General features: G+C 49.2%; 10 protein-coding genes. 5 read left to right on the top strand and 5 right to left on the bottom strand.

Annotation, left to right across the window (positions count from 1 at the left end; translation table 11 throughout):
* Positions 1-76: 76 nt before the first annotated feature.
* The gene (locus tag F459_RS0107375) at positions 77-706 is read right to left on the bottom strand and encodes an O-methyltransferase (RefSeq protein ID WP_020612091.1); all 630 of its coding nucleotides are present in this window, start codon (positions 704-706) and stop codon (positions 77-79) included.
* 121 nt (positions 707-827) lie between these two features.
* Here F459_RS0107375 and F459_RS0107370 point away from each other — a divergent pair, with 121 nt between their 5' ends.
* Complete coding sequence (locus tag F459_RS0107370; RefSeq protein ID WP_020612090.1) at positions 828-1,829, top strand: LacI family DNA-binding transcriptional regulator; 1,002 nt, start codon at positions 828-830, stop codon at positions 1,827-1,829.
* A 21-nt stretch (positions 1,830-1,850) separates the two neighbouring features.
* Complete coding sequence (gtfA, locus tag F459_RS0107365) at positions 1,851-3,293, top strand: sucrose phosphorylase (RefSeq protein ID WP_020612089.1); 1,443 nt, start codon at positions 1,851-1,853, stop codon at positions 3,291-3,293.
* Here gtfA and F459_RS0107360 read toward each other — a convergent pair.
* From F459_RS0107360 to F459_RS0107345, 4 genes are all read right to left on the bottom strand, one after another.
* Positions 3,290-5,347, bottom strand: a complete 2,058-nt coding sequence (locus F459_RS0107360; protein ID WP_020612088.1) for a hypothetical protein — start codon at positions 5,345-5,347, stop codon at positions 3,290-3,292. The two genes, gtfA and F459_RS0107360, sit on opposite strands and share 4 nt — an antisense overlap.
* A complete protein-coding gene (locus F459_RS0107355; RefSeq protein WP_020612087.1) occupies positions 5,344-5,883 on the bottom strand; it encodes a TIGR03546 family protein in 540 nt (179 codons plus the stop codon). Before F459_RS0107355 ends, F459_RS0107360 begins: the two co-directional genes overlap by 4 nt.
* A gap of 96 nt (positions 5,884-5,979) precedes the next feature.
* Positions 5,980-7,074 (bottom strand): sugar kinase, encoded by a 1,095-nt coding sequence (locus tag F459_RS0107350; protein WP_020612086.1) that lies wholly within the window; start codon positions 7,072-7,074, stop codon positions 5,980-5,982.
* The gene (locus tag F459_RS0107345; protein ID WP_245540109.1) at positions 7,071-7,721 is read right to left on the bottom strand and encodes a bifunctional 4-hydroxy-2-oxoglutarate aldolase/2-dehydro-3-deoxy-phosphogluconate aldolase; all 651 of its coding nucleotides are present in this window, start codon (positions 7,719-7,721) and stop codon (positions 7,071-7,073) included. Before F459_RS0107345 ends, F459_RS0107350 begins: the two co-directional genes overlap by 4 nt.
* 208 nt (positions 7,722-7,929) lie before the next feature.
* On the opposite strand from F459_RS0107345, the gene kdgR reads away from it, so the two are divergent.
* The 3 genes from kdgR to F459_RS0107330 all read left to right on the top strand — a co-directional run bounded on the left by kdgR (position 7,930) and on the right by F459_RS0107330 (position 10,485).
* Positions 7,930-8,709 carry a DNA-binding transcriptional regulator KdgR gene (gene kdgR / locus F459_RS0107340; RefSeq protein WP_020612084.1) on the top strand — a complete coding sequence of 260 codons (780 nt, stop codon included), beginning with the start codon at positions 7,930-7,932 and terminating at the stop codon, positions 8,707-8,709.
* A gap of 154 nt (positions 8,710-8,863) precedes the next feature.
* Positions 8,864-9,721, top strand: a complete 858-nt coding sequence (locus tag F459_RS0107335; protein ID WP_020612083.1) for a substrate-binding periplasmic protein — start codon at positions 8,864-8,866, stop codon at positions 9,719-9,721.
* Positions 9,722-9,831: 110 nt separating this feature from the next.
* Positions 9,832-10,485, top strand: coding sequence for an amino acid ABC transporter permease (locus F459_RS0107330; protein ID WP_020612082.1), 654 nt, complete (start codon positions 9,832-9,834; stop codon positions 10,483-10,485).
* Positions 10,486-10,488: the final 3 nt, after the last annotated feature.

The raw sequence follows: 10,488 nt of genomic DNA, 5'->3' as shown, positions 1-10,488 counted from the left end.
GGGTCACCTCCTTATGGGGGATGGAATGATGGAAGTATGGCGAATCACTCGGCGAATTTCAATCGACAAGGAAAAACTACGGCGCCTTTTTGATGGCAATCGTCAGACCGTCTCCGACCGGCAGGATCGTGCTGACGATCCTCTCGTCTCCGGCGATGAGCTTGTTAAAGCGTTCGATAGGCGCAATAAGGCCGTGCCATTTCGGATCCAAATCGATGACGGGGAAGAGGGTGTCCTCAGCAAGAAAAAGGGCACCTGGCTTTAATAAGCGCACGCACTCTTCGAAAAGGTCGGGATAGAGGTGTTTATCCGCATCCTGAAAAATGAGATCATACTGCGGTTCCAAACGGGGAAGGGCCTTTCGTGCATCGTCGATGACGAGTTCTATCACATCATCGACCCCCTCTCTTCGAAAGTTTTCTTGGGCCTGAGCCGCAACCCGTTCGTCGTATTCAATACTTGTTATCCTGCCATCCCATGTTTGTATTGCCTTTGCCATTGAACTTGTTGAGTAGCCGATGCTGGTCCCGATTTCGAGAATTCTGGCAGGACGTTTCAGCATAATAAGCAATTGCAAGATCCTTGCAACATCATCGTCGACAACGGGTATAAAGGCTTTGAGTGCAGTTTGATCTATGTATTCTTTTTTATTAAGCCCCTTTTTCTCTGCATACAATGCTTCGATATAGTGTGCTACACGTTCCATTTTCTCTCCTCTTTTTTGCTACGCTATATCATCGTATTGTTTTGAGCAAGCGTTTGCGCCTTGACCCACGTTCTGTCACTCAGTATAGTACCGATGTAAGAGCTTACATTCGGAGCATGCTGTGAGAAACGATTCAACGATTTATGATGTCGCCCGGGAAGCCGGTGTCAGCATCGCCACCGTTTCCCGTGTCATGAACCACCCCGAAAGGGTAGCCCCTGTTACCCGTTCACGTATTCTCTCGGTCATGACAAGGCTCGGTTTCTCTCCGACCTCGGAAGCGGTAGCCAGGGCCCGGGTAGGTTTGAAACGGGTAGGTGTGGTAGCGCCCTTTGCCTGGTCTTACTCTTTTGTCCAGCGAATTCGGGGGCTCAGCAAGCATTTGTCTCCCCGCGAATATGAGATAACCACCTATTCGGTGGAAAATCGCGGCCAGCTTGATTCTGTTTTTGCAATGCTTTCGGCAGGGGACCGGGTCGACGGCGTTGTTGTTATGGCTCTTCCGCTTGACAAGGAGGCCCTTATGCTTTTTCGCAGACGGGGTATGCCGCTGGTGAGCCTTGAAACGCGTATTGAATATGTCTGTTCGATCCTTTCGGATAACCAGGAGGGAGGAAGGATTGCCGCTGAGTACCTGCTTCGTAAAGGGTACCGCCATCCTGCTTTCCTTGGTGAAGGGGGGCATCCCGATTATGTGGTCGATTCGGCCCGTAGTCGCTTTCAAGCCTTTTCCGAGAGGCTTGGGGCCGGGGAAATAGAGATGGAGAAAGAGCACATTTGCTTTCACTATGCCGGGGCCTATTATGCACGTGGGGCGGCCCGTAAGCTTATTTCGGGAAAATTTCTTCCCGAGGTGGTCTTTGCCGCCAGCGATTATGATGCCCTGATTCTGTATCGCATCGCCCGGAACGCGGGGCTTCAGGTGCCTGGTGATCTTGCTATCCTCGGGTACGATAACATCGAGGCGGCCGAATTTATCGGCCTTTCGACGATCGATCAGCAGCTTGACGAGTCCGGTCGGCTTGCCGCGAAAATGATAGAGCTGGCCTTCCGCGGCAGTTTCGGACAGATCCCGGAAGTGATACGACTTCCTGTAACCCTTATCGAACGTGATACCGCCTAATATGAGGAGGAACCTTTACACATGAAAAACGGCGTTCAACTTATCACCTATCCCGATAGTCTCGGCATCAATCTCGAAGAACTATCTACTGCTCTGGAACGCTATTTTCCCGATCTTTTTACCGGGATTCATCTTCTTCCCTTTTATCCCTCTTCGGCAGACCGCGGCTTTGCACCCCTTGGGTATGATCGAGTCGATCCGCAGTTCGGTGACTGGAAGGCGGTGGAAGGCCTCGCCGGCAGGTATGATATCGTGGTTGATTTTATGGTCAACCACATCTCGCGGCACTCCCCTCAATTCCTTGATTTTCTTGAACGGGGAGGTAAAAGCCCCTGGGCGGACCTTTTCCTCAATGTGCGCAAGTTTCATCCTTCGGGGGAGATCCCTCCCGGTGATCTGGCAAAAATCTATACCAGAAAACCACGGGCACCTCTTACCGGAGTGATACATCCGGACGGAAGTGAAGATACCCTGTGGTGTACCTTCAGCGAGGAACAGATCGACCTCGATATTGCCTCTCCCGTCGGTACGGCGTTTCTGGAGGATAACCTTCGTTCCCTTTGCAGTCACGGCATATCCATGCTTCGCCTCGACGCCTTCGCCTACGTGACGAAGAGGCTCGGTACCAACTGCTTCTTTGTGGAGCCCGATGTATGGGAGCTCCTGCATCGAATCCAAACGATCGTGGCCGAATATGGTGTGGAGATCTTGCCCGAGATCCATGAGCACTACTCGATTCAGCTGAAGCTTGCGAACAAGGGCTATCGCGTATATGATTTCGCCCTTCCCATGCTGCTGCTTCATACCATCTTCAGCGGCAGCAGCAGAAGGCTCAAGGAGTGGCTGATGATTTCTCCGCACAACCAAATCACCACCCTGGATACCCACGATGGTATCGGAGTTGTCGATGCAGCCGATCTTCTTTCTTCTGAGGAGATAGAGAAAACCGTTGATGCTCTTTATGAACGGGGTTCCAATGTCAACCGGAGATATTCGTCGGAAGAGTACAACAACCTCGATATCTATCAGATCAACTGTACCTACTATTCCGCTACCGGTGAAGATGATGATGCCTACATCCTTTCCAGGGCCGTCCAGTTTTTCGCACCAGGCATCCCTCAAGTCTATTATGTTGGAGCACTTTCGGGACGGAACGATACCGATCTCATTGAGCAAACCAAGCAGGGTCGGGATATCAACCGCCATCCCTACAGTCTCGATGAGATTGCTGTTGAAATAGAACGGCCGGTGAATAAACGGCTTTTTCGGCTCATGCGCTTTCGCTCACATACCCCGGCCTTTGGGGGCACCTTTGCCCTTGCCGACAGTGACGACAGCAGGCTCAGCATCGTGCGGACGGGAAGCGGCGGAGATCAGGCGATACTTGATGTGGACCTGAACGAACTCCGATGTGAGATTCGATATCGGGATGCTCTCGGCAAAGAGGAACGGTGGATCTGTTAGAAACCAAAGGACTTGCCAAGGGATTCCAGGGCCTTCTTTCCCTCGTCGGCCTTCTGCTCGATAATCCTTTTCGCCCTTTGCTCGGCTTCTGCCTTTTGCCGCTCTATTTCCCGTTCTATCTGATCGGATTCGCTTTTATCGGACGCAAGGGCCTGGCTGAGAGCATGCAAGGCCACTTCTGCTCCCTTAACCTGCGCCAGCTCCTCGGTTATGGAGGCATTGAAGTCGGCAAGTAGCCTTTCACTCTGGGCCATGGCCTCCTGTTTTCCGAATTGCATCAATGCCTTGCCGATTTTCTCATCGAGATCGGTCTCTGCCGTGATCGATGAGATGATTCCGTTATCCAGGGAAAAATCGGTCGTCAATGCGATGCTGTTATTTTCGGCGAGAACCGCTTTTGCAGCTCTGGAAAGAAGGTCCTGCGAAGGGCTGAAATCATAATTGATTTCTTCCAGGCGGATATCCCCTCCACCCGTGCCTGTGAGATGCTGGTCCATTACCGTCTGTAAGGCTAATGCGGCCTGAGCCGAGATTCCCGCAATACCGAGCTCGGACATGGGCCCTGTTTTCACCGGGATTCGCTTCAGATTAAGTTTCGTATCGACCGAAGTTCCCTTGTCGGTGACTGAAGCCTCCATATCCGTTTCAATATCACCACTATCGGTTACCATTCCCACAGAAAGGGTTATGGGGCGCTTCCAGCCCTTAGGATTCGAAGAGATGTCCGATAGGGATACACGTGTGTAACCGGTATCGCCGCTTTCACCGAATTCAACAAGGAAGGATTGGAGCAAAAAAGCTGGGCGCCAATCGTCGATGAAGCGTATGACCTCTCCCTGTCGCGAATGTTCCTTCCGATCGGAGCTCTCCTCTTTCGTTTTTTTCTCCTCGGACAGCTTTCCGATATACCCGATAACCTTTTTCGCCGTTGGCACCAAGGCCCCGAAACGATCGGTTAGTATGCGTTCGGCGTTGGACCCTATCGCAGAGACTGCATCGGAACTGAAGGAGTCCACCGCCTCTCTGAGGAAGGCCCTGTCCCGTTCCACGGAAGTCTCGATCTCCCTTCTATATGCCGAAGCCCTATCCGCATCTTCTCTCACTGCTTGGAGCCCTGATTCGAAGTCGTCACCGATTTGCTGGACCGATGTTTTGAGATCGGAAAGCTCTTTCACATACGAAGCAATCGCTTCCGGGCTTTTCAAATCGCCAATATCCCTTTTGAGGAGGGATTCTGTCCCGTGTCGAAGATCTCGCAGCTGATCATCATATGATTCGACTCTGGTTTCCCATGATGCGGAAAGCTCCTCCAGTTCTTCCTTTCCCTGCGTAAGCAGTTCCGGGCTGGTTAGTGAGGATTGGTAACGGTCAAGGAGGCTTTGCGCCGAACGTGTTATAAGCTCTTGCCCATTCTTTTCTAATTGGCTTTCCTCTTCCTTTTTTACAACGTCTTTCTGAGAACCGTTCCCTTCCGTTGTCGTTTCCAGCACCCCTGAAACCTGTCTGTCGGTTCCGAAGAGAATGGATCGGCTCTCAGCCCTTTCAATGATGAACCGACGTTTTAGCAATTGCGACAAGTCGATGTCTATTACCGTAGGTCCCAGCTCGAAGAGATTCTTCATCGGCTTTTCTTCGTCGGCGACTGTTAAAGAAGCGAGGGAGATACGGCCCGAAAAAAGCGAAAGATCCACTTCCTCAGCGTCGACTTGCGCGCCGAATATTCCTTCAAGGGATTGCTCAATGCCGTGTTGGGTAAGCCTATCGACAAAAAAAAGGGAAAAAACGAGTACGGCCGCTATGGGTATCAGGAGAATAGCGAGTTTCCATGTGGTGACCATCCCCTTATTTTTGCCGATCGCTTTTGCGATCTTTTTCAGATGCTTCGCCGTGCCGGGATCCTGAGGCATCTCCATCCTGAATCTGCCGTCGTCTCCCTGCTTGTAAAGCGACCGCACGAGCTCCTTCTCCTTCGGAAGATGGATTCTCGACAGGATCTTTTTTTGCAGCTGCTTCTGACTGAGTGCTTTTCGAAACCGTTTCGGGAGCTTTTTCATGATGCAAAATACCCCCATGCTTCGGATGTCTTTTTCATGGCGCTGCCGATTTTCTTTATTAAGGGAATCTTTTGGAAGGCCTTTACCATCTTACTTCCTGCGATCTTGGGGGCAAGCCGGGAACGGTAACCTTTGACAAGGAGCCTGCCAAGGAGAAAAAGCGGGAGCCACAGGATGATCGACCATATCAGGGAACCCATGACGACCGTATCATTAAAATGGGTAAAGGGAAGGATCGGGAGCGTCGAGGCCTTCATAAATAATGGTTGTAAGGATGAACGGGAAAGGATGAAAAGTCCTGTTTTGTGGAGGAGCGGGTCGGCAAGATGGGCCAGAGGCTTCAATAGTGCAGCGGTAACGAGCATGGTTGCCACATGAAGCCTTAGCAGAAAAAAAAGGATAAACAGCACTACCCAGAGCAAATTCCCACCAGGAATAAGGGCGAGGGCGCATCCGCAGGCAATGGCCGCCGCGATCTCTCCCGGACGGGAGTTTGCATTGAGTGCGGTAAGGAGCTTAGCGATAAAGGCAATCATGGGGCGATCCTCCTTCTCTTATCACGTAGTATAGCCTGCAGAGCCTGGGCTGCGCAATTGATACGGAGGATCGGCAAACAGATGACGTGGATGCTATTACCGGATAACTCGCCCCGACCCGTTACCCTCTGCGAGTCTCAGGACCTCTTCCCGTGATGAGTAATTCATATCTCCGTGAATCGAGTGACACAAACAGGATGTTGCGCTTGCATAGGTAATGATCTCCTGCGGATGTGCAGAGAGTGCGCTGTCGGTAAGGGCGTAGATGAGTCCCGCCGAAAAGGCGTCTCCGCCTCCCACCCTGTCGATTATCTGGGTAATCCGGTAGGGCGTGTATGTATCCCCGGAACGTGGTGCGGCATACTGTTTTGCGTTCTTTACGTCGTACAGCATGGCTCCCCAGTTGTTGTGTGAAGCCGAAATACTTTCTCGAAGGGTAAAAGCGATATACCGAAGATTCGGATATTGTTCCGCTATAGTTTTCGCTACAGAGGCGTATGCGGCCAGATCTATTGTTCCTTTGTTAACATCCACATGCTGGGGATGGATATTGAGCATATCCGAGGCGTCTTCCTCATTACCGATGACAACATCTATGCTGGGCATGATGTTCTGTATGATGTTACGAGCAAGATCTTTTTTCTTATGTGTTTTTCCCCAATTCCACAGTTTTTTTCGGTAATTGAGATCGAAGGATACCGGAATCTGATGGGCCTTCGCTTTTTCTATGCCCAGGAGTGTGGCGTCTGCCGCGTTACGGGATATTGCCGGCGTAATTCCACTTACATGAAACCACTGGGCATCTGTAAAAAGTTGATCCCAGTCATAGGCTTCTGCTTTCTGCATGCTGATGCTTGTATCATCTCTATCGTAGATGACGTTACTGGGGCGTTGGTTTGCGCCGGACTCGAGAAAATAGAGCCCCAGCCTACCGAAGTCGCTGCTGAGGATATAATCGGTACCGACATCCATACTTTTGAGAAAGGCACGGCAGGAATCTGCAATTGCATGTTGAGGCAGCGATGTAACAAATTGTGTCGATCTTCCCATAAAGGCAAGGGAGGCTGCAACATTTGCCTCGGCGCCGGCAAACGTTAGGCGAACTTCACCGGGAAGCGATTGGCGAAATCGATAGTGGTCTTCCATTTCGATTCTGGCCATGATTTCTCCGAAGGTTACTATGTGTTTCATTGCTTCCTCTCTTCCCGAAACCTTTTTACGGCGAATCGTGCGTTTTTTTCTATTGCATCCCAGTCGCCTGCGGCAATAAGGGATGAGGAGGCTATCCAGCTGCCTCCGATTCCGGCAATTATCGGTTCTTTTGCATACGATGTGAGATTTGCCTCATTGATACCTCCCAGTGGAAGATACGAGAGCCCCAAGTGCTGATAGGGGGCGTTCAGGCTTTTGAGGTAGGCTATACCTCCTATCTTTTCGGCAGGAAAAAATTTCAGCAATGTGCAATCATACTCCAAAGCAGATTCAATATCTGAAGCAGTTGTGATACCCGGGGCAAATGGTAGGCCCATCCGTTTCGCTTCATCCATTACCTTTCGATTCAGCCCCGGAGCTACGGCAAAATCGGCCCCCGCCTCCTGGGCAGCGGAGAGCTGCCGTGGGCTGAGTACCGTTCCTGCACCACAGAGTATATGAGGGTAATGAGTATGAACGATGGTAATCGCTTCGAGAGCTATCGGTGTCCGTAATGTCAGTTCTATAGCCGATACTCCTCCGGATGATAGTGCCTCAATAGTGGGGCGGATCTCCTTCTTTTCATGGAAAATCAGCACCGCCACAATCCCAGCATCTTTGATGCGGTTTTGGATCTCGATATTCATGAGCATGCCGATCGAAGCCTCCTTGTAAATAGTACGTATATCCGCAGTATCCCGGAAAAGTATGTGTCTGTCAATAAAAAATGAAATAGTGTTTTGTAAATAATAAAATAACATTTCAAGTTTGTCGAAACTTCGTATGTTATATTTGACACGCTGAAGCTTATTAGGTATATATGTAGAGTGTTTTCTAGCGAAAAAAGGAAATTTTATGGCGAAACAAGAAAATTCGACTTCTGTTACCTCGGTCATTCGGGTCTTTGGCATTATAGAGGAACTGGCAAAAGAGCGGGAGCTTGGGCTTAGTGACCTGGCAAAACGCATGTACATGTCCAAAAGTACCATCTTTCGTTTTCTTCAGACGATGAAAGAATTGGATTACGTTTCTCAGGACCCTGTAACAGAGCGTTATTCCCTTACGGTAAAGCTGTTTCAAATTGGATTGATGACATTGGATTTGCATGACCTCAACAAGATCGCAAATAAGCACATGATAAAGCTTGCTCACCGAACATGCGAAACCGTCCATTTGGCAATTTTGGACGCAGAATCAAAGTCCATCATTTATGTGCATAAGGTTGATGCGGAATACTCATTGTCTTTGCTGTCCCGGATAGGAAAAAAAGCCCCCCTTCATTGCACTGCGCTTGGAAAGGTTCTTATGGCCTATAGCGATGAAGATACGCTCCATGAGGTTCTGCGTGGTCTTGGCTATCGGGAATACACTCCGAAGACAATCAATAATGAAGCTGATTACCTTAAAGAACTCGAGAAAGTCCGTAATCAGGGCTATGGAGAGGATCTTGGCGAACACGAAGAGAATATTTGCTGTCTGGCGGCTCCCATTTGGGATCGATTTGGGAATGTGGTCGCCGGTATGAGCATTACCTGGCCGGAGTTTCGATTCTCGGAAGACGAAAAGGATACTTATCTTGAGTGGATAATGGAAACCGCCAATGCCATATCAAAAGATATTGGGTATATAGCGTAGCGTCCTTTCCCGGCAGTTTAGAGCTTCCTGTGGTTTGTAAGACCTGTCATCCCTTCGATGTTCAGGTCTTTTTTTATGAGCGTTTTTTATTGACATATTAGGAACGACGGTTTATAAATAATAAAACAACGTTTCAAAACCATAAGGAGGTCTTATGAAAAAGAAAAACGCAATCATTTTTTGCCTTTTTGCGCTGGCTTTGGGATTCTTTTTAACGGGATGTTCTCAGAGCGCCTCAAAAACAGTAGCTACAGGTGGTTCCGCAATGGCTGCAGGCGGGACTCAAGATGCAATGGATCAGATTTTTGCGGACGGTAAGCTCGTTGTTGCAACGGAGCTTGGAACCCCCCCCTTTGCGTACAAGGATCCGAAGACAGGTGAAATCGATGGTTTGGCCATTGAACTTGCCAGGATGTTTGCCGACGAATTGGGAGTGGAGCTTGAGATTCGAACCTTTGAATGGGCCGGCATCATACCGTCACTTCTTACGGGCCAGGTCGATATGCTTACAACCTGTCTTACGCGAACGACCGCCCGTGCCGGAAAGATGATATTTATCGAGCCTTTCGTTGCTGTTCCCGCACATGCCTTGGTGCGCAAGGGGACATTCCATTCCCTATCCGAATTGAATAATCCAGATGTTGTTCTCACCACTACTACCGGCGGTATTTATGAGGAACTTGCAGAGAAGCTTTTTCCCAATGCCCAGATAAAGACAAATGGAACAAATGCGGATAATGCTGTCGCTTTGCAGACAATGCGTGCCGATGCGTATTTGAATGACAAACTCCAGCTCGTTGCATCTATGGAAATGTATAAAGATCAATTCGAATTAATTCCTGAACCAATAGCCTGGGACTCTCTCGCTTTTGCAACCCGTTTTGATTCGCCGAAACTTGCAAATTCGGCCAACATGTTTATGCGCTTGATCAAGATGAACGGAAAATATGCGGAGATTTTCAAAAAATGGATGGGCTACGACTACGTACCAACCTTCGAGGTTGGAAGTTGATGGAATAGTACTAGCAATCCGCCATTAAGCAGCCTTTTGCCGCTTTCTGAGGGTAGGAGGCTGTACCATTTTCTGCGTCATTGTATAAGCCTACGAAAACAGGAACGGTTATGAATTTTAATTTGTATGTTTTGATAGAATGGTGGCCTAAGATCCTGTCTGCCTTCGGCACAACCCTGTTTTACTTTATTGTGTGCTCATGCGCGGCTGTGCTCTTTGCGATTCTCATATCGATGTTGCTTGCTTTACGACTGAAGGGATTAACATGCTTTTTGCGGGCCTATATTGCGGTCTTTAGAAATACTCCGCTTCTTGTACAGCTATTTCTCTTGTTTTATGGGCTGCCGTTTATCGGTATTCGAATGCCGGCATTTTTTTGCGGTCTTATTGGTGTGGCTCTCAACGAGGGGGCTTTCATCAGTGAAATTATTCGGGGCTATATCGAGGCCTTGCCCAGGGGCGACTGGGAAGCAGGTGAAAGCCTTGGTCTGTCTCGCTTCTCTGTTATTCGCTACGCTATCCTTCCCCAAGCTCTACGAGACGCCGTCCCCGCAGTTACCGGGCAGATTTCCATTATTATAAAAGACACTTCGCTTTTTTCCATGATCATGATCAGTGAACTTACGCGTACTGCAAACAGTATATACACACGAACATTTGACACCTCCGGATTTATTATTTCGGCAATACTGTATCTTCTCATATTTTTTCTTTTGACCCTTCTCTCAAAACAGATAGAGCGACGATATAAGGTGAAGAGGTAGGTC

Origin of the sequence: Sediminispirochaeta bajacaliforniensis DSM 16054 (assembly GCF_000378205.1) — a bacterium.
GTDB lineage: Bacteria > Spirochaetota > Spirochaetia > DSM-16054 > Sediminispirochaetaceae > Sediminispirochaeta > Sediminispirochaeta bajacaliforniensis.
This window is presented reverse-complemented; position numbering and strand designations above follow the sequence as displayed.

What these genes read in the sequence shown, in the direction of transcription:
- F459_RS0107355 (WP_020612087.1), bottom strand. Translation starts at nt 5,883, where the DNA reads ATGATTGCCTTTATCGCTAAGCTCCTTACCGCACTCAATGCAAACTCC.
- F459_RS0107375 (WP_020612091.1), bottom strand. Translation starts at nt 706, where the DNA reads ATGGAACGTGTAGCACACTATATCGAAGCATTGTATGCAGAGAAAAAG.
- F459_RS0107345 (WP_245540109.1), bottom strand. Translation starts at nt 7,721, where the DNA reads ATGAATATCGAGATCCAAAACCGCATCAAAGATGCTGGGATTGTGGCG.
- F459_RS0107330 (WP_020612082.1), top strand. Translation starts at nt 9,832, where the DNA reads ATGAATTTTAATTTGTATGTTTTGATAGAATGGTGGCCTAAGATCCTG.
- gtfA (WP_020612089.1), top strand. Translation starts at nt 1,851, where the DNA reads ATGAAAAACGGCGTTCAACTTATCACCTATCCCGATAGTCTCGGCATC.
- kdgR (WP_020612084.1), top strand. Translation starts at nt 7,930, where the DNA reads ATGGCGAAACAAGAAAATTCGACTTCTGTTACCTCGGTCATTCGGGTC.
- F459_RS0107360 (WP_020612088.1), bottom strand. Translation starts at nt 5,347, where the DNA reads ATGAAAAAGCTCCCGAAACGGTTTCGAAAAGCACTCAGTCAGAAGCAG.
- F459_RS0107350 (WP_020612086.1), bottom strand. Translation starts at nt 7,074, where the DNA reads ATGAAACACATAGTAACCTTCGGAGAAATCATGGCCAGAATCGAAATG.
- F459_RS0107335 (WP_020612083.1), top strand. Translation starts at nt 8,864, where the DNA reads ATGAAAAAGAAAAACGCAATCATTTTTTGCCTTTTTGCGCTGGCTTTG.